The 17,753-nt window shown below is 70.8% G+C and carries 11 protein-coding genes; 6 read left to right on the top strand and 5 right to left on the bottom strand.

The features are described 5' to 3' along the window. Positions 1-8: 8 nt before the first annotated feature. The 5 genes from NR792_RS30450 to NR792_RS30430 all read right to left on the bottom strand — a co-directional run bounded on the left by NR792_RS30450 (position 9) and on the right by NR792_RS30430 (position 7,191). Positions 9-704, bottom strand: coding sequence for a hypothetical protein (locus NR792_RS30450; RefSeq protein WP_375756211.1), 696 nt, complete (start codon positions 702-704; stop codon positions 9-11). Positions 705-727: 23 nt separating this feature from the next. Next, positions 728-1,711 (bottom strand): hypothetical protein, encoded by a 984-nt coding sequence (locus NR792_RS30445; RefSeq protein ID WP_375756210.1) that lies wholly within the window; start codon positions 1,709-1,711, stop codon positions 728-730. Beyond that, positions 1,711-3,252, bottom strand: coding sequence for a pilus assembly protein (locus tag NR792_RS30440; RefSeq protein ID WP_375756209.1), 1,542 nt, complete (start codon positions 3,250-3,252; stop codon positions 1,711-1,713). Before NR792_RS30440 ends, NR792_RS30445 begins: the two co-directional genes overlap by 1 nt. Then, the gene (locus NR792_RS30435; RefSeq protein WP_375756208.1) at positions 3,231-4,028 is read right to left on the bottom strand and encodes a TadE/TadG family type IV pilus assembly protein; all 798 of its coding nucleotides are present in this window, start codon (positions 4,026-4,028) and stop codon (positions 3,231-3,233) included. Before NR792_RS30435 ends, NR792_RS30440 begins: the two co-directional genes overlap by 22 nt. A gap of 103 nt (positions 4,029-4,131) precedes the next feature. Next, complete coding sequence (locus NR792_RS30430; protein ID WP_375756207.1) at positions 4,132-7,191, bottom strand: helicase-related protein; 3,060 nt, start codon at positions 7,189-7,191, stop codon at positions 4,132-4,134. 341 nt (positions 7,192-7,532) lie between these two features. Here NR792_RS30430 and NR792_RS30425 point away from each other — a divergent pair, with 341 nt between their 5' ends. From NR792_RS30425 to NR792_RS30400, 6 genes are all read left to right on the top strand, one after another. Beyond that, positions 7,533-9,389, top strand: coding sequence for an ATP-binding protein (locus NR792_RS30425; protein ID WP_375756206.1), 1,857 nt, complete (start codon positions 7,533-7,535; stop codon positions 9,387-9,389). Positions 9,390-9,657: 268 nt separating this feature from the next. Further along, a complete protein-coding gene (locus NR792_RS30420) occupies positions 9,658-11,520 on the top strand; it encodes a cytochrome C (protein WP_375756205.1) in 1,863 nt (620 codons plus the stop codon). Positions 11,521-11,547: 27 nt separating this feature from the next. Continuing rightward, entirely contained in the window at positions 11,548-12,711 is a 1,164-nt protein-coding gene (locus tag NR792_RS30415) for an FIST signal transduction protein (RefSeq protein WP_375756204.1), read from the top strand. Between the two features lie 6 nt (positions 12,712-12,717). Continuing rightward, positions 12,718-15,684, top strand: coding sequence for a response regulator (locus NR792_RS30410; protein ID WP_375756203.1), 2,967 nt, complete (start codon positions 12,718-12,720; stop codon positions 15,682-15,684). Beyond that, positions 15,677-16,096 carry a response regulator gene (locus NR792_RS30405; protein ID WP_375756202.1) on the top strand — a complete coding sequence of 140 codons (420 nt, stop codon included), beginning with the start codon at positions 15,677-15,679 and terminating at the stop codon, positions 16,094-16,096. The genes NR792_RS30410 and NR792_RS30405 overlap by 8 nt, the downstream gene beginning before the upstream one ends. Before the next feature lie 273 nt (positions 16,097-16,369). Beyond that, positions 16,370-17,752, top strand: coding sequence for a tryptophan 2,3-dioxygenase family protein (locus tag NR792_RS30400; RefSeq protein WP_375756201.1), 1,383 nt, complete (start codon positions 16,370-16,372; stop codon positions 17,750-17,752). The last annotated feature ends 1 nt before the right edge of the window (position 17,753 follow it).

Genomic DNA, 17,753 nt, shown 5'->3' with positions numbered 1-17,753 from the left:
TGACGCAGTCAGCGTGCGCGCTGCTGGTGGACGAGCACCACGCCGCGCTGGCCGTCCTTGCCGGGCTGGTGCGTGAGCCGCAGCTCCGCGCCGGGCCGTGAGTACAGGCCGGCCTCGTCGCCGCGCTTCCACCCGGCCTTCGCCAGGGCGTCGTCGTAGAAGGCCTGGACCTCCGGGCCCGTGAGCGGCACCTGGAAGCTGAGCGTGCGCGACCCTTCCGCGTTCACGCGCAGCACCCCGTTGGCCCGCGGCGGCAGCGGCGCGAAGTCCCCGGCGGCTTCCGGTGGACGCGCCAGCGCGTGGTTCGCCTCGCCCAGGTACAGCGTGGTGGTGCCGTCCGGCTGCGGCATCATCACCACCGTGTAGGTGATGCGGCGGCGCGGATCCAACGCGGTGAGCATGGCCGCGTTGTTCGCGTACTGGGCCTGCTCCTTGCCGGGCGGCACGTAGAGCCCGCCGTCGCGGAACGCATCCGCGAAGCGCTGCACCAGGTCCCGGATGTTCTCCTTCACGTGCACCGCGCGCAGCGCCACGGGGATGCCGCCCGCCTCCACGATGTCGCTGGACTCCACGTGCGCGATGACCTGGAGCCTGGGCCACGCGAAGCGCGGCGCCGCCTGCACGCCCGCGTCCGGGACGCCCGCGTCCGGGACCTGGGCCCCGGCGGACAGCGCCATCATCAGCGCCAGCACTCCGCCCGCCACGCGCCCGCGGACATCCGCCCGGCTCAATGCGGCACGCCTCCCAGCCACTTGTTGCGCCGGCCTTCACTCCGGTAGTTCGGGGTGACGTTGGGCGCCACGAAGGGGGTCGTCTCCCAGACGGTCTGGTTGCCCGCGTGCGACGCGCCGATGCTCTGCTCGTAGTTGCTCTCCGCGCCGCGGAAGCTCATGAAGAACTGGTCCTCGTTCACGCCGCCCTCCGCGCCCACGCCGGCCATCAGCGCGGTGCCCGCGTTCCCGCCGCCGCCGTTCTCGCGGTACACCCGCTCCGCCCACCCGTAGTAGTCCACGTTCGCGCAGGGGCCACCGGTGTTGGTGCTGAGCGGGCACTCGCGCCCTTCCGCCACGCCCCCGAGTCCCCAGTCGTCCAGCAGCATGAAGAAGCGCCGCGTGCAGCGCCCGCCGGACGCGCGCCCGGCGGCGCACACGCGGAACTGGTCGCTGGCCAGCCGGTGCGACACCTTGAAGAACTCCGGCTCCATGAAGTTGCCCAGCCGCTCCGCGCGCAGCGTGGTGGACGCGTTGCAGGAGATGCCGTCGGACTGGGTGACCATGGCCAGCCCCAGCGCCGCCGAGCCCGGATCCGCGTCCTCCGGACGGGTGCCCAGGATGCCCACGGGGCTGCCCGTGGGCCGCGTGGGCTCACAGTCCACCTCCACCCGCGTGGCGCGCGCGATGGCCAGCTGGAAGGTCATCCTGCTGCTCGTCTGGCTGGCCCGGCCGTCGAAGTCCTGGTAGCGCCCGGAGGCCTCCGAGGACGCCAGCGCCTCCGCGTTCGAGCGCTGGAAGACGCCGTTCTGCGGGTTGTGCATCACGTGCCCGGTGGCCTCCCACAGCGCGAAGTTGGCGGCCTCCTGCACCTTGAGCGTCAGCGCGCCCACCTCCGCGAAATAGATGCCGAAGAGGAGGATGGTGACGAACACCATGGACCCGAGCGCCGTCTCGACGAGCGCCTGTCCGCGGCGCGACCTGGAAGCGTGCGCGCGCATCAGTACCTCCCGCCCGTGCTGCTGCCGCCCCGGTAGCCGGCGCTGTCCAGCCGGCGCAGGGTTTCCGCGTGCTCGGAGAAGCCCGCCTGCTGCAGGCGGTGGGCGGGCTTGTCGTCGCGGGCGCCCTCGGTGCTCACCAGCGTGGCGCGCCAGAAGGGGTTGAGGAAGTTGGGCGGCTCCTCCCAGCCTCCGCCCGCCGCCGCCGGCCGGGGCCGGTGGTAGTAGGCGAGCCCCGCGGCCAGCGCCACCTGGTTGCGCTGCACGTCCTCGCGGCCCGTGGGCTGGATGCGGCCCAGCGGCGCGGCGTTGTCGAACTCCGTCTCCTGGTTCGCGAACTTGAAGGTGAACAGCAGGTTCCAGGGATCCGGCTTCGCACGGCGCGCGTCGCTGGCGTAGTCGCGCAGGAGCATCGCGTACAGCTTGGGCTGGCCGTAGTCGTTCTCATCCGCGTTGCCGTGCAGGAGCGCCGCGTTGAAGCCCACCGAATAGGGCCAGATGCCGGGGCACACCACGCACTCGCCCAGCGTGTGGCGCTCGTCCACGGTGGTGTTGTTCTCCGCGCCCTGGCCGGGCGGCGGGCTGTTCGCGCCGTAGACGTGCTGGTCCTCGTTGGACTGGCGCTCGTCGGACATCACCCACGCGTCCGTCGCCGTGGCGGTGATGGGGGTGCCGTCCGGGCAGGTCTCCGTGATGGCGCGGCCGTGGTCGTGCGCCCACGAGTTGCGGCCGGAGATGGTCTCGTAGGTGGAGGAGTCCATCGCGGCCGCGCTGGCGTAGTGCTGGAAGCCCGGGTTGTGCGCGGCGGCGCCCGAGCCGAAGCCCGCGCTGCCGGTGGGCCGGTTGTGCACCCAGGTCCAGCCCAGGCTGCCCATGGTGGCGTTGCGCGTGGCGTTGCCCTGGCCTCCACCGGTGGGCATCACCGCGCCGGCGGTCTCCGGCACCGTGCCGGTCTTCTCCTGCTGCATCAGGTCGTCGTAGCTGGAGCCGGCCGCCGCGCCGCCGGACACCTCCGCCAGCGACTTGTTGGCGCCCTCGGGCGGAGCGAACAGCTCCGGGTTGATCTCCTTGGCGATGAGGTTCGTCAGCCCCTGGTTCGCCAGGTGCGTGCCGATGAGCTGGTTGTAGATGGCCAGCGACGAGCGGAACATGTCGCCCGCGCGCCCCTGCAGGGACAGCGTCTGCATGGCCGCCGCCTGGTCCAGGGCGGACCACGCCGGGTCGGGCATGGGGCACGCGGACGTCTGCCGCGCGGCGTACATCTGGCTGCCGTAGCTGATCATCGACTGCGTGCCCGCCATGGCCACCATGTGGGCAATCTGCGCGCGGTTCATCACCGCGATGGCGTTGAACGTGCGCGCCGTGGACACCGCCTGGCTGTAGGCCGCCGCGTCCGCGGCCATCTGGATTTCGACGCGCTCCTTGGCGCGCATGCCGAAGCCCAGCGTGAGCAGCACCATCAGCGTCAACAGGAGGAACGTCAGCGAGAACAGCACCAGCGCCTGGCCGCGCGCGCCGGACTTCAGAAGCCGTGCAGGCTGCATCCGGCACCTCCATTGAAGTTCGACGCCTTCACCGGGGTCATCATCCGCATGGCCGCGTGGACCTGGATGGGGAACAGGTAGTGGCCCTGCGCGTTCCAGCGCACCATCCGCTCGCCCAGGTCGCCGCCGGGCCAGTCATCCGGCCCCAGCTCCACGTCGGTGTCCGCCCACCAGTCGGACTCCTTCTGCGCCGGGTTGAGCGGGTTCGCGTTCGTGTAGTTCTTCAGGTGGAACTGGGCCAGGAACATCCGGCTCATCACCCAGTCCGCGAACGGGATGCGCATGTAGTACCAGGCCACCATGCGGATCTCGAGCGTGCGCCGCTGCAGCTCCGCGGCCGAGTCCGTGGGCGCGTCGAACAGCAGGTCCTCGTCGCCCGCGAGGCTGCGCACCCAGCCCACGTCCGGGGACTCGCGGACGATTTCGACCATGGGCCCTTCGGTGAAGAGCGTGCCCTTGGAGCCGCGCACGCGCAGGTAGTTGCGCTTGCGCTCGTCGAAGGCATTGGCCAGCTGCGCGGGCGTCCGGGTGTGCTCCACCGTGGGCAGCATCGTCACCAGCGCCGCGTGCGTCATCGCCTCGCAGCTGCCGTGGTTGAGGCTGCCCGCGCGCACCGCGCGGTACACCGCCACCTGCGCCAGGATGCGGCCCTGCAGCAGCATGAAGAGCTGCAGCGAGCCCAGCACCATGAACACCACCAGCGGCATGCACAACGCCGCTTCCACGGCGGCCTGACCGGACTCGTGCTGCCGACGTTGGGGACGGGGGAAGGCCATAGAGGGGGAGGCTGCCTTCCTCCTAGATTCTCGATGATTGGGGAATCGGTCAAATGGCCGGAGCCGCCCCAGGACCCATTCCATTACAACAGGACTGTTTGGTTCACTTGTTGAGGGTGAACCCGCAGGCCGCGTCCAGCACCACCTTCGCCCCGGCGAGCGCCCCCAGCAGGCGTTCATAGTGATGGCGCTCCGCGTCAACCTGGGCCTCCACCTCTTCCGGGGGCAGGCCCTGGTGGGAGAGGGAGAGGCGCAGGCGGCTGGCGGCCGCGTCGCGCTCCGCCTCGATGGCGGCCCGGGCCTTCTTCGCGGACCGGCCCAGCTCCGCCTCGGCGGCGGCCTGGGCCACGGGCAGCGCGGCGTCCACGAAGGCGCCGAAGCCGGGGAAGGCCTGGTGGACCTCGTCCCCCTTCAGGGCCTTGCCGTCCGCCTCCAGCGCGGGGAGCACGGCCGCGTCCGCCACGGGGCCCTGGGGCCCGTCCACCACGGCGACGGGCAGCAGCGAGCGCGCGAGGAAGCGCGCCAGCTGGCGGCTGGGCACGCGGGCGCCGGGGGTCGTGTCCTGGGGCTCCGGCAGCTGGACGTGGAAGAGCAGCTCCAGGCCGCGCGCGGGCTTCTTCACCGAGCGCTTCTCGATGTGGCGGAAGCCGCTGCGGCCGTAGGGGCCGTCCTTGAGGAAGCCGAACAGCGCCTCCACCAGCGGGTGGCCGGTGGCGAAGTACTCCAGCTCCTCCGCCTCCACGGCGGTGTCGCGCCAGAAGGTGCCCAGCACGGTGCGGTCCTGCATCACGTCGATGCCGGGCAGGCCCTCGACGTTGAGCGCGTGGCCGAACTGGAAGGCCACCTGGAAGGCCTCCACCTGCTCGTCGGTGTCCACGCCAATGCCCACGCGGCGCGCCAGCTCCGTGACGGTCTCCTCCAGGCGCTCGTCCAGGTCGCGCGCCACGCTCCACAGCCCGTCCTCCAGCGGCGGAGCCTCCTCGTCGGAGTCCTCGTCTGGAGGTTCTTCGCCCATGCGCTCCTGCGCGCGCGCCACCAGCCGGGCCACGGCGGGCTTGTCGAAGCTGCGCACGTCCAGGAGCGGGTCGTACGCGCGCTTCACCTGCTCCCGCGCCGCCTCCACGCGGGCCTTCAGCTCGGAGGCGTAGTCCACGCGCGCCTCGCGGGGCAGCAGGGCCAGGTCCGCGATGCGGTCCTCCACCTCCTCCAGCACCGCGTCCAGGCCGCCCACCGTCTCACCGAAGACGCCCACGGCGTCCGCCAGCAGCATCAGCACGTCCGACGCGAGCGTGCCCGCGGGGTCGAAGACGTGGATCTCCACCGGGTGCGTCTGGCCAATGCGGTCCAGGCGGCCAATGCGCTGCTCCACCGTGGAGGGGCTCCATGGCAGGTCGTAGTGGACCAGGTGATGCGCGAACTGGAAGTTGCGGCCCTCGCCGCCCACCTCCGTGCACAGCAGCACCTGGGGGCCCTCCGGGTCGCGGAAGCGCGCCACCTGCCGGTCGCGCTCCACGAGCGGCAGGTCGCCGTGGTAGCCCAGCGCCTCCACGCCCTCGCGCGACAGCTCCGACTGGAGCGAGTCCAGCGTGTCGCGGCTCTCCGTGAACACCAGCACCTTCGCGCGCGGCTCCGCCTTCCAGATGCCGCGCAGCACGCCCACGAACGCGATGAGCTTCGCGTCGCGGCCGGTCAGCTTGAGGTCCGCGCCCTTCAGCGCCGGGTTGGACTTCACCGCGCCCATGAACGCCGCGGGGCTGGACTCCAGGCGGCGCAAGACATTGGCCAGCGGCGCGCCGCGCAAGCTGCCCTGCGCCAGCGTGGCCAGGGCCGTATCGCGCGCCTTCAGCTCCTCGGGCGTGAGCTGCACCGGGTGCCGGTGGAGCCTGCGCGTGGAGAAGCCGCCCACCACCGCGCGCCGGTTGCGCACCAGCCGGTCCGACAGGCTGTACGTCTCCGCCAGGTGTGAGAGCAGCGCCTCCTTCTCCTTCAGCGTCTGGAGCCGCGCGTCCTCCGGGAAGCGCTTCGCCAGCGAGGCCACGGCGGCCTTCGCGTCCTTGCCGTCGGCCTTGCCCTCCATGAGGGCGCGCACCGCGGTGGACAGCTCCTCCTGGCGCTGGAGCCGCGCCTCGAAGCCCTTCACCGACGGCGCGGTCGCCGCGTCGATGAGGGTGAGCAGCCCGTGGTACTCCGCCGGGTCCAGCTGCATGGGCGTGGCGGTGAGCAGCAACAGGCCCCACGAGTTCGCGGCCAGCCCCTTCGCGGCGGCGAAGGCCTTCTCGCCCTTCAGGTGGTGCGCCTCGTCGATGATGACCAGGTCCCAGAAGGCGTCCTCGGCCGCCACCTCCTCGCGGTGCTCGCGCGTGCGGCTGAGCAGCTCCAGGCTCGTCACCACCAGCGGGAAGCGCGCCCACGGGGAGACGTCCGGCGCCTCCTTCAGCGACTGCTCGTAGCGGTCCGAGTCCATCAGCGTGAAGAGCTGGTTGAACTTGTGGAACAGCTCCACCAGCCACTGCACGGTGAGGTGGCTGGGCGCCACCACCAGGCAGCGGCGCGCCAGGCCCACCAGCCGCAGCGCGCTGAACACCATGCCCGCTTCAATCGTCTTGCCCAGGCCCACTTCATCCGCCAGCACGAAGCGCGGCCGGCGCGCGGACAGCACGCGCTGCACCACGCCCACCTGGTGCGGCTTCACCATCACCCGGCTGGCCAGCAGCGCGCCCAGCGCGTCACCGCGGCGCTCGTCGTCCAGCACCAGCGCCTGCTTGCGCAGCATGAACGCCTTCGCGTCCCCCACCCGCCCGTCGCGCAGCGTGGACAGGAGGTCGGAGCGCGGCGCCAGCGCGCGGACCTCGGACTCCGGCAGCTCGTCCTCCTCGCCCGTGTCCTCGAAGCGCACCACGTAGCGGCGCAGCCCGCGCGCGCCCGGCTCCTCGCCCAGGATGGTGGCCTTGCGCCCCTTCGGCGTCTGGATGGGCTCGCCCTTGGGCAGCTGGTACGGCACCAGCGCGCCGCCGCGCGTGGACACCAGCACCGGCGCATCCTCGCGGGACGGGAAGGCGATGAGGGCCTTGGCCCCCTGCTCCTGCAGCGACACCAGATGCCCCACGCCCCATTCGGGCTGCGGGAGGTAGCGGACCTTCAGACCTTCGACGAGAGACGCCATATGCCGTGCAACACCCGGATGCGAGGAGGGGGGCGCTGCATAACGTCCCGGCGCCCGGAAGGCCATTTCACGAGCACCTCCTCCCCCTCCAACCCCTTGATTCCAGGCCCGAGTTCCCGGCAGCCCCGGAGCCCTGTCCTCCGCCAGACAGCCCCGCCGCGTCCTGTCGGCCGGAAACTTCCCCTCCTGTCAGGTAGGCTCCATGATTCCATGACAAACGGGTAAAAACCGGGTTATAGGATACCCTGCCCGGCAGTGCGATGTCGCTCACCCCACCTTTTCGGTGATGTTGAGGGTCCTTCTGCACAGAAGCGCTCGGTGCCGTCGGGGGGGAGTGCCACATGTTGCGACGTTGGACCTTCGCGCAGAGGGTAGGTGCGGGTCTGTCCGTATGCCTTCTGGCCGGACTCATCCTGCTCGCCACCCTGGTGTCCGCGACCCACACGCTGGCGGTGGACGATGGGGCCTTCCTCCATCACGCCTCCGACATCCTCGTCGGCCTGCTGGGCCTGGGCGCCCTCGTCGCGCTGGTCATGGTGCTGCGCAACGCGCTGGGCCCCATGCACGCGGAGCGGCTGCAGAGTGAACAGCGGTTGCACCTGTTCATGGATGGCGTGAGCGACTACGCGCTGTGCTTCCTGGAGCCGGACGGCACGGTGTCCTGCTGGAGCACGGGCGCGGAGCGGCTCACCGGCTGGACGTCGTCGGACATCGTGGGCCAGCGCTCGGAGGTGCTGCACGTGCCGGACGCGGTGACGCACGGCCTGCCCGCGTCCCACCGGGAGCGGGCCGCGCGCGAGCGGCGCCTGCAGTCGGAGGGCTGGCGGCTGCGCAAGGACGGCTCGCGCTTCTGGGCGGAGACGCTGCTCACCGCGCTGTACGCGGAAGGGGGCACGCTGCAGGGCTTCGCGGAGGTGACGCGCGACATCACCGAGCGCAAGCGCACCGAGCGCATGCAGGCGCTGCTCGCGGAGGCCGGCCGCGTGCTCCAGCCCCAGGCCGGGGCCAAGGAGCTGGGAAACGCGCTCACGCGCCTGTGCGTGCCGGAGATCGCGGACGCGTGCGTGCTGTACCTGCCGGACGGCAACGGCGACGTGCGCCCCGGCGCGGTGGCGTGCGCGGACTCGGCCACCCAGACGCGGCTGTGGGAGCCCCTGATGCGCCGGCCGTCGTTGGACGAGTCCGGCCCCGCGCGCGTCGTCCACACCGGCCGCGCCGAGCGCTTCGCCGAGGTGGACCCGGACCGGCTGCCGCCCTCCGTCAGCGACAGCCCCTACGCGGGGCTGTGGCGCGCGCTGGGCGTGCGCTCCGCGCTGAGCGTGCCGCTCATCGTGGACAACCGCGTGCTGGGCGCGCTGTGCCTGCTGTCCACCCGGCCGCACCGGCACTACGGCGCGGTGGACCAGGCCTTCCTGGAGGAGCTGTCCGCCCGCGCCGCGCTGGCGCTGGACAACGCCCGCCTGATGGCGGCGACGCAGAACGCGCTGGAGCTCATCGGCGTGGCGGCGCACGACCTGGGCACCCCGCTGAGCTCGCTGCAGCTGCGCCTGCGCCGCGTGCGCCTGCAGTGCGCGCCCGCCCACGCGGAGGACTCGCGCCTGCGCGAGGGGCTGCTTTTGGCCGAGGAGGAGACGAAGCGGCTGGGGCGGCTGGTGCACAACCTGCTGGACCTGTCGCGCCTGTCCGGCGGCCGGCTGGTGCTGGAGGCCCAGCCCATGGACCTGGCGGAGCTGGCGCACGAGGTGGCCGCCCGCCACGAGGACCAGGCCGCCGCCGCCGGCTGCGCCCTCACCGTCCACGCCCCCAGCGGCGCCCGCGGCCGCTGGGACCGCCAGCGCCTGGACCGCGTCCTCACCAACCTGGTCTCCAACGCCCTCAAGTTCGGCCGGGGCCAGCCGGTGGAGGTGCAGGTGGACGTGGATGAGGACGCACACCGGATCCGCATGTCGGTGCGGGACCACGGCGCCGGCATCCCCCAGGAAGCCCAGCAGCGCCTGTTCACCCGCTTCGAGCGGGTCACGACGGACAGCCGCGCGCCGGGCTTCGGACTGGGCCTCTACATCGTCCGCCAGCTCGTCGAGGCCCACGGCGGCACCATCCGCGTCCACTCGAGGCTGGGAGAGGGCGCGGAGTTCACGGTCGAACTCCCTTTCACCCCGGAAACCCCGTCAGAAATCGTTTCCTCGATTCGCGCATGACCCTCCCGGGTGGGTTGCGCCCCAGCACCCCGTCCCATCCAGTCACCAACAGTCCGAGTTCGCCTCTGACTAGAATTATTCTCAGAAGTTGAATCCTTCTGTTGATTGTGGATATTCTCCGTGCGGCTAGAACTGCTCGTTTTCGGCAAAAGCCGGATTTGAGCGCGACCCTCCGCCAGCGTCCCCCCGACGCAAGGGCACCCGGGTCCACTGGCCGCGACGCTGCTCCGGCAGCCGTCCGCACATACGCGTTCGGAGGAGTCCCCTCATGGGTGGAGCTGACAAGATTCAGGAGCGGTGTACGCGCACTCCCCGCCTGTTCACGGCGGGCCGCGCGAGCCTGCTGGCCACCCTGGCCAGCCTGACGGTGGCGTGCGGCGGTCCGGAGTCCGAGGAGCTGGCGTCCCCCGCTGGCCTGGAGCCGGAGCTCGCGGTGCAGGACCAGGCGCTCTCCGACGACGACGCCCGCAGGGGTGGCAGCAACGGCGCCTCCGCTCCCGTGGGCCTGGCGCTGGAGGTGGACAACGGCGAGGGCGTCCCCCTGAAGGTGAAGGCCGGCCAGACCTTCTGGGTGAACCAGATTGACCTGCGCGCCTCCATCCTCGCCACGCAGGACGAGGGCGTGGACGGCCTGCGCCAGAACAGCGACTTCCTGGCCATCGGGTGGGGCGGTGTGCGTCTGGCGGACCAGGAGTTCGTCGGCCTGTCGAACCCGGACGGCACGTTCACCCGCCGCCGGTTCTACCGGGACGCGGCGTGGATGAAGGCGACCAGCCTCTTCACGGTGGAGCCGGTGGACGCGCGCGGCGTGCTGACGGGCGCGCCGGTGCTGCTGAACATCGGCAGCGACGACACCCGCCGCACGGAGCGTGACGACTTCTTCATCCGCCGCATGCGCGCCATCCAGTGGACGCGCGACTGCCGCTCGCTCACGGACTGCACGGGCGCCCGGGCCTATGAGGAAGAGGCCCTGGTGGAGCTGCGCAACGCGTACGACCACGCGAAGAAGAAGACGCTCACCTTCACCTCCCGCACGGTGGGTCTGCGCCTGCGCTGGAGCCTGCGCCCGTTCGCCCCCTACTACATCCCTGTCACGCAGGTCTCCAAGCCGGAGTACGGCTACGGGTTCGGCATCGACATCAAGCCCGTGACGAAGCCCCGCAAGGACGGCACGTATGCCCCCGGGTCGGACGTCACCTTCCAGATGACGCTGAAGGACGGCAAGGGCAAGCGGCTGCACCCGGCCGGGAGCCTGCCAACCTACAATGAGGTCGCACCTCCGGGCGCTCCCGGCAATCCGGCGGGGATCCAGTACTATCAGGCCTTCTTCAACCCCACGACGACCTACTACCGCCGCAAGCACCAGGAACGGATGATGATGACGCAGCTCATCGGGCCGGCGCAGGACATCCAGCCCATCCGGAGCATCGTCGACCTGGAGGCCTTCCTGGATGACTCGCAGGACGTGCAGACCATCGCCACCCCGGAGCGCGACGGCGTCTATGCGCAGTTCATGACCTTCCCCCCGTCGAACAAGCTCTTCGGCGGCGCCTTCTTCCCCAACGAGGGCCGCTGGGACGCGCCCGTGAGCGACACCTGGACCTACCACCTGCCCGCGAACGCGAAGCCCGGCACCTACCTGGTGACCGCCAAGGCGCGCCGCGTGTACCTGGGCGAGGACCGGCCGGCGTCGCGCACCATCGAAATCCAGGTGGGGACGAAGACGCACACGGAGACGGCGCTCACCACCGGCCCCTGCAACACCTGCCACAGCAAGGGCGGCGAGCTGAGCGAGGTGCTGCATGCGAACGACAACCGCGCCGCGTGCGCGTCGTGCCATGCTCCGCTGGGCTTCGAACTGGAAGGTCCCATCTTCGTGCGCACGCACTTCATCCACTCGCGCTCCAACCGCTTCGACGCGCCCCTGGAGAAGTGCTCGTCCTGCCACCTGAAGCAGGAGACCACGCAGCGCACCAGCAAGGCCGCCTGCCTGTCGTGCCACAAGAGCTACCCCGACAGCCACGTGGAGAAGTTCGGCCCCATCGAGAGCATGTACGTCGGCGGGGGCCGCGAGTCGTTCCAGCAGTGCACCGGCAGTTGTCACAAGACACACCCCGGCGCCGGCTTCTAGCCGCCGCCGGTTCGCACGGAGGTCCTCATGGCGCACGTGAAGATGCAGACGGCTCGTTCCACCCTCACGGATCCGGTCGCCGTCGCCGAGGACCTCCTGCGCCAGCTCCACGGTCCCCCGCCGAAGCTGGTGACGCTGTTCGCGGCCCGCCAGCTGGACCAGCGCGCGCTCAACCGCGCGGTGCGTGAGCGGCTGCCCAAGGACACCCGGCTGGTGGGCGCCACCACCGCCGGCGAGCTGGACAACAACGGCATCCACGAGAACAGCGCAGTGCTGGGCGCGCTCTCCGGCGACTTCGAGGTGGGCCTGGGCCTGGGCAGCGGGCTCGCCGGGGACGCCATCGCCGCGGGCGCCATGGCCATCAAGCGCGCGTGCGAGGAGCTGGGCGTGCGCCAGCAGGACCTGGACGCGCGCCGGTACGTGGGCCTCGTGATTGACGACGGCTTCCGCTACAAGAAGGAAGAGCTGCTGCTGGGCATCCTGGAGAAGAACCAGACCCTGGTGCTCGTGGGCGGCGGCGCCAGCGACTCGGAGACGGACCCCGCGCGCCAGTCCGCGCTCATCCACGTGGATGGCGAGGTGGCCGGCGACGGCGTGCTGGTGGCCCTGTTCAAGACGAACGCCCCCTGGGCCGCGCTGCGCTCGCACTGGTACGTGCCCACCGGCGAGCGGCTCACCATCACCAAGGTGGACGAGACGCACACGCGCGCGCTCGAAATCGACGGCAAGCCCGCCGCGCGGCGCTACGCGGACATCCTGGGCGTGGAGAACATCGCGGACCTGGAGTTCGGGCGGCCGGGCGGCTTCGCGTCGCGCCCCACCGCGCTCAAGGTGGGCCGCGAATACTTCATCCGCGCCGCCTGGCGGCCCCTGGAGGACGGCTCCATCCTCTTCGCCAACCTCCTGGAGGAGGGCAGCGAGCTGGACCTGATGAAGGCCGGGGACCTGGCGGGCATGACGCGGGACTTCTTCCAGGAGGAGCTGCCCAGGCGGGTGCAGAACCCCCAGGCCGCCCTCCTGTTCCACTGCAGCGGACGCATGTGGTACGCGGGAGCCACTGGCACGGTGCCGAAGCTCTCCGAGGCCATGAAGCTCGCGCCTTCCGCCGTTGGGATGAACGTGCACTTCGAGATCTACTCGGGGTTCCACATCAACACCACGCTGACCGTGCTCGCGTTCGGCTCCAACTAAAAGACCATGGCCCACCACCCGTTCGACGTGGCCCACGCGGAAGCGCCCCTCGGTTACACCCTGTCCCTGCTCCTGGTGGGTAGCGAGCGTGAGACGCGCGCCATGCGCGACGCGCTGGAGAAGGAGGACATCCTCTCCATGCTCACGCTGGAGCCCGTCAGCACGCGGGAGGCCCTGGAGCAGGCGCTGGAGCGCCCCTGGGCGCTGGTGCTGGTGGGGTCCGAGCTCCCCGGCATGGGCTGGGAGGACATCCAGGCGGAGTGGGTGAAGCGCGGCCAGGAGACGGCCTTCGTGGTGAGCGCGCCCACCTGGAGCGCGGACGCGCTCGCCGCCGTCATGCGCGCCGGGGCGCGCGACTACGTCACCGAGGACCGCTACGGCCACCTGCCCTTCGTGGTGGCGCGCGAATTGCGCCTGCACGCCGAGCGCGCCCAGCACCAGATGACGGGCGTGGAGCTCAAGCGCACCAACTACCTGCTCAGCAACATCATCGACGCGCTGCCCTTCGTGCTGTTCGTGAAGGACGCGGAGACGCGCCGGCTGGTGGTGGTGAACAAGACGTTCGCGGACGCCTTCAAGGTCACCAAGGAGTGGCTGCTGGGGAAGCTGGACCACGACTACTTCCCCAAGGAGCAGGCGGAGTCGTTCGTCGCCATCGACACCGAAATCCTCGAGACGCGCCGGATGAAGACGTTCGAGGAGGTGGCCCGCGCGGACGGCGTGGACCGCATCTTCGCCACGCGCAAGATTCCGCTCCTGGACGACCAGGGCGTCGCGCGCTTCGTGATGGGCGTCACGGAGGACATCTCCGAGCGCAAGCAGAACGAGGAGGCCCTGCGCGCCTCCAGGGATGAGCTGGAGGCCGCCAACAAGCAGCTGGCCGCCAGCCTGGAGGAGATCAAGAAGACGCGCGCGGTGTCCGCCCGCTCCCTGGCCAGCTACCAGCAGCGCGCGCTCCAGATGGAGATCATCCGCCAGCAGAACGAGGACCTGGACCGGCTGGCCCAGGAGCTCTCCGTCGCCAAGCGCAACGAAGAGGAGCGCGCCCGCGAGGCGGAAGGCGCCGTGCGCCTCAAGAGCGAGTTCCTGGCGAACTTCAGCCATGAAATCCGCACGCCGCTCAACGGCATCATCGGCTACTGCGACCTGCTCATGCGCGAGGAGGGCAACCGCCTGACGCCGCACGGCCGGCGCGACCTCAACGTGGTGAAGACGAACGCCAAGACGCTCCTGGCGCTCATCAACGACATCCTGGACCTGTCCAAGATTGAAGCGGGCCGCGTGGAGGTCGTCACCGAGCCGGTGGACGTGCAGGAGCTGGCCGACGAGTGCATGGCCACGGTGAAGGAGTACCTGAAGGGCAAGGACGTGGCCCTCACCGTGAACGTGGACAACGACGCGAAGGAGATCCGCACCGACGCGCTGAAGCTGCGGCAGATCATGCTCAACCTCCTGAGCAACGCGGCCAAGTTCACCGACACGGGCGAGGTCGCGCTCACGGTGGTGCCCGCGGGGAGCGGCGAGCTGCTGATGACGGTGGAGGACACCGGCGTGGGCATCCCGGGGGATCAGCTCCCCTTCATCTTCGAGAAGTTCCGCCAGGTGGACGGCACCACCACGCGCAAGGTGGGCGGCACGGGGCTGGGGCTGGCCATCGTGCGCGAGCTCACCCGCGTGCTGGGCGGCACGGTGGACGTGAAGAGCACGCTGGGCCGCGGCTCCACCTTCACGGTGCGGCTGCCGGACGTGCTGGCGACGACGGTGGGCGCGGACAGCCCGCACGCCACGGAGCGCCTGGTGCCCGTGCAGGACGTGGCCCAGCGGCTGGCGCCCATGGCGCGGCCGGGCAGCACGGTGCTGGTGGTGGACGACGACGTGCTCATCCAGCAGCTCGTCACCGGCCAATTGGAGCCCGCGGGCTTCAAGGTGGTGACGGCGAATGACGGGCTCGCCGCGCTGAAGCTGGCCCGCGAGGTGAAGCCGCAGGCCATCCTGCTGGACATCCACCTGCCGCGCATGGACGGCTGGTCCGTCTTGAGCCAGCTCAAGAGCGACCCGGCGCTCGCCGCCATCCCGGTCATCCTGGTGTCCGTGGAGGAGCAACGCGCGCGCGGCTTCAGCCTGGGGGCGTGCGAGTACCTGGTGAAGCCGGTGGAGCCGGAGCGCCTGGTGGACGTGGTGCAGAAGAGCCTGGCGTCCGCGGGCGCTTCCGCCTCCACGGGTGACGTGCTGGTGGTGGACGACGACGCGGCCACGCGCGAGCTGGTCAGCCGCAACCTGCGCCGCGCGGGCTTCAGCACCAACGAGGCGCGCAACGGCGAGGACGCGCTGCTCAAGGCGCGCGTGTCGCCGCCGTCGCTGGTGGTGCTGGACCTGATGATGCCCAACCTGGACGGCTTCGAAGTGCTTCGCCGGCTGCGCGCGGAGAAGCTGTCCGTGCCGGTGGTGGTGCTCACCGGCAAGACGCTCTCCAACGAGGAGGAGACGCTCCTGCGCGACGGCTTCGCCGGCTTCGTGCGCAAGGGCGGCCACGCGCTGGAGGACGTCATCGCGCAGGCCAAGGGGCTGCTCATGTCCCAGCGGGCGGCCAGCGCGGGCAAGCTGCCCCGCGTGCTGTACGTGGAGGACAGCGAGCAGAACCGCGACATCGTCCGCCGCTACCTGGGCGGACTGTATGATCTCATCGAGGCGGAGGACGGCGAGCAGGGGCTGGAGCGGGCCCGCAACGACGCGCCGGACCTCATCCTCATGGACCTGTCCCTGCCGCGGCTCGACGGCTGGGAAGTCACCCGCAGGCTCCGCGCGTTGCCGGATGGGCAGAATGTGCCCGTCATCGCCGTGACGGCGCACGCGGGTCGCGAATACCAGGACAAGGCGCAGGCGGCCGGCTGCACGGCCTACATGACCAAGCCCCTGGACCGCGATCAGCTCATCGAGACGATTCGTCAGTACCTAGGGAGAAGCCATGGCTGAAGCAAAACCGCGCGTCCTTGTCGTGGACGACGATCCGGACCTGCTCGACCTCGTGCAGCGCTCGCTGAGCGCGTACGGGTTCGATGTGCAGACCCACACGTCCGCCCTGGGCGTGTCCAACATCGTGCGCGCCTCCGAGCCGGACTTCGTGCTCATCGACGTGAATTTCCCCGCCCTCAAGGGGGACAAGGTGGTGGGGCTGGCGCGCCAGTACGCGCCCCCCGGCACCCGCTTCATCCTCTACTCCGCCTCCGACGAGGCCAAGCTGCGCTCGCTGGCCATCGCGTCCGGTGCGGACGGCTACATCTCCAAGAGTGTCCAGGGCGCCGACCTGGCCCAGAAGCTCCACGCCATGCGCCTGAAGCCGCGGCCGGCGTCGCAGAACCGGAATCCCTCACCGGTTGAGAACTGACTCACCCCCGGGTACGCCCGACCCCTCGGGCTACCCCCTCCCTCCGGGACGATGGGAATCTCAAGAATCGATAACCTGCAACCCTGGTATGACTTGAAGTTCACCAAAAGGGCTGTAAGGTAGTCGCTTCTAGAGATTTACGCGCTCACTGTTCTTCCCTGCTGGGGCGCGCCTCACCCACCACGAACCTGCCTGCGTCCCCCCGGAGGCACCTTGCATACGTCGACCGATTACAGCCACGCGGAAAAGCTGAAGCATGAGCTGACTCAACCCATGTTCAACGTCATGTTGAAGAAGTGGGTGGGCAAGGGCGAGCTGGACTACGAGCGCTACCTGCACACGGACACCCTGCTGTCGCTGCAGTCGCCGGAGGGCGAGCTGGTGTCGCACGACGAGCTGATGTTCCAGATCGTCCACCAGTCGCAGGAGCTGTACCTGAAGCTGGCGTCGCGGGAGATGGTGGAGGTGGTGGCGGAGATGGACCGCGACGCGCTGTGGGCGGTGGTGGCCCGGCTGGCGCGGGTGCAGAAGATCATCGCGGGCATCAGCTCGGAGATGGCCATCCTGGAGACGATGACGCCGGCGGAGTACCAGGTCATCCGCCGCAGCCTGGGCAACGGCAGCGGGCAGGAGTCGCCGGGCTACAACACGCTCCGCCACGCGGCGGACGGGCTGGAAGCCGCGATGGAGCGGATGCTGGAGCGCCGCGGGCTGACGCTGTTCCAGGTCTATTCGGCTGGGGGGCCGAAGGACCTGCAGCACGTCTGCGAGCAGCTGGTGACGGTGGATGAGAGCTTCCAGGGATGGCTGTACGCGCACTACCAGCTGGTGCGCCGGACGATTGGCATCGACCGCACGGTGAAGGCGCTGGACGGGCTGCCCTCGCAGGTGCTGCAGGCGCGGATGACGCTGCCGCTGTTCCGCGCGCTGTGGGACGTGCGCGTGGAGCTGACCGCGGGCTGGAAGCGCGAGGGTGGCTACGCGCCGGGTGAGGCGCGCACCGGTGGCGGCTGCCCGATGGCCGCGATCAACGCGATGAACGACGCGGCGGTGCACGCGCCGGTGGCCCAGGCGCACGCCGCGGCCCACGCGCAGCCGGCTCCGGCGGCGCACGCGCCCGTGGCCCACGCCCAGCACGCTCCGGCGCCGCACATGCACCACGCGCCCATGGCCCACGCGCAGCACGCCTCGGCGGCGCACGCGGCTGGGGCGCACGAAGCGCGCACCGGTGGCGGCTGCCCGATGCACGCGATGCACGGGCAGCACGCTTCGGCGGCGCACGCGTCCACCGTCCACGCCGCGCACGCCCCGGTGGCCCACGCGCAGCCGGCTCCGGCGCACGTGGCGCACGCGGCGGTGCCCCACACGCAGCCGGCTCCGGCGCACGTCGTGGCGGCGCACGCCCAGCCTGCTCCCGCGCACGTGGCGGCCCATGCTCCGCACGCTCCGGCCCACGTGGCGGCCCATGCTCCGGTGGCTCACGCCCAGCATCACACGCCGGTGCCGCATGCCCCGGTGGCCCACGCCCAGCCTCACGCGCCGGCATCGCATGCGTCGGCCGCCCACGCTCCGACGCCCCACGGGCCGCACTCGCATTCGCACGCCGCGCATGCTTCGGCGTACGCCCACGCCCAGGAGCTGCGGAGACTGCCGTGAC

Origin of the sequence: Corallococcus exercitus (assembly GCF_042231735.1) — a bacterium.
In the GTDB taxonomy this organism is placed as follows: domain Bacteria; phylum Myxococcota; class Myxococcia; order Myxococcales; family Myxococcaceae; genus Corallococcus; species Corallococcus exercitus_B.
Note: the sequence above shows the minus strand (reverse complement) of the source record. Positions and strands in the feature narration are given on the sequence as shown.

Bases quoted from the DNA above. Each gene is read 5' to 3' on its own strand.
- NR792_RS30420 (WP_375756205.1), top strand. From the start codon at position 9,658: ATGGGTGGAGCTGACAAGATTCAGGAGCGGTGTACGCGCACTCCCCGC.
- NR792_RS30405 (WP_375756202.1), top strand. From the start codon at position 15,677: ATGGCTGAAGCAAAACCGCGCGTCCTTGTCGTGGACGACGATCCGGAC.
- NR792_RS30425 (WP_375756206.1), top strand. From the start codon at position 7,533: ATGTTGCGACGTTGGACCTTCGCGCAGAGGGTAGGTGCGGGTCTGTCC.
- NR792_RS30440 (WP_375756209.1), bottom strand. From the start codon at position 3,252: ATGCAGCCTGCACGGCTTCTGAAGTCCGGCGCGCGCGGCCAGGCGCTG.
- NR792_RS30410 (WP_375756203.1), top strand. From the start codon at position 12,718: ATGGCCCACCACCCGTTCGACGTGGCCCACGCGGAAGCGCCCCTCGGT.
- NR792_RS30415 (WP_375756204.1), top strand. From the start codon at position 11,548: ATGGCGCACGTGAAGATGCAGACGGCTCGTTCCACCCTCACGGATCCG.
- NR792_RS30430 (WP_375756207.1), bottom strand. From the start codon at position 7,191: ATGGCGTCTCTCGTCGAAGGTCTGAAGGTCCGCTACCTCCCGCAGCCC.
- NR792_RS30400 (WP_375756201.1), top strand. From the start codon at position 16,370: ATGTTCAACGTCATGTTGAAGAAGTGGGTGGGCAAGGGCGAGCTGGAC.
- NR792_RS30435 (WP_375756208.1), bottom strand. From the start codon at position 4,028: ATGGCCTTCCCCCGTCCCCAACGTCGGCAGCACGAGTCCGGTCAGGCC.
- NR792_RS30445 (WP_375756210.1), bottom strand. From the start codon at position 1,711: ATGCGCGCGCACGCTTCCAGGTCGCGCCGCGGACAGGCGCTCGTCGAG.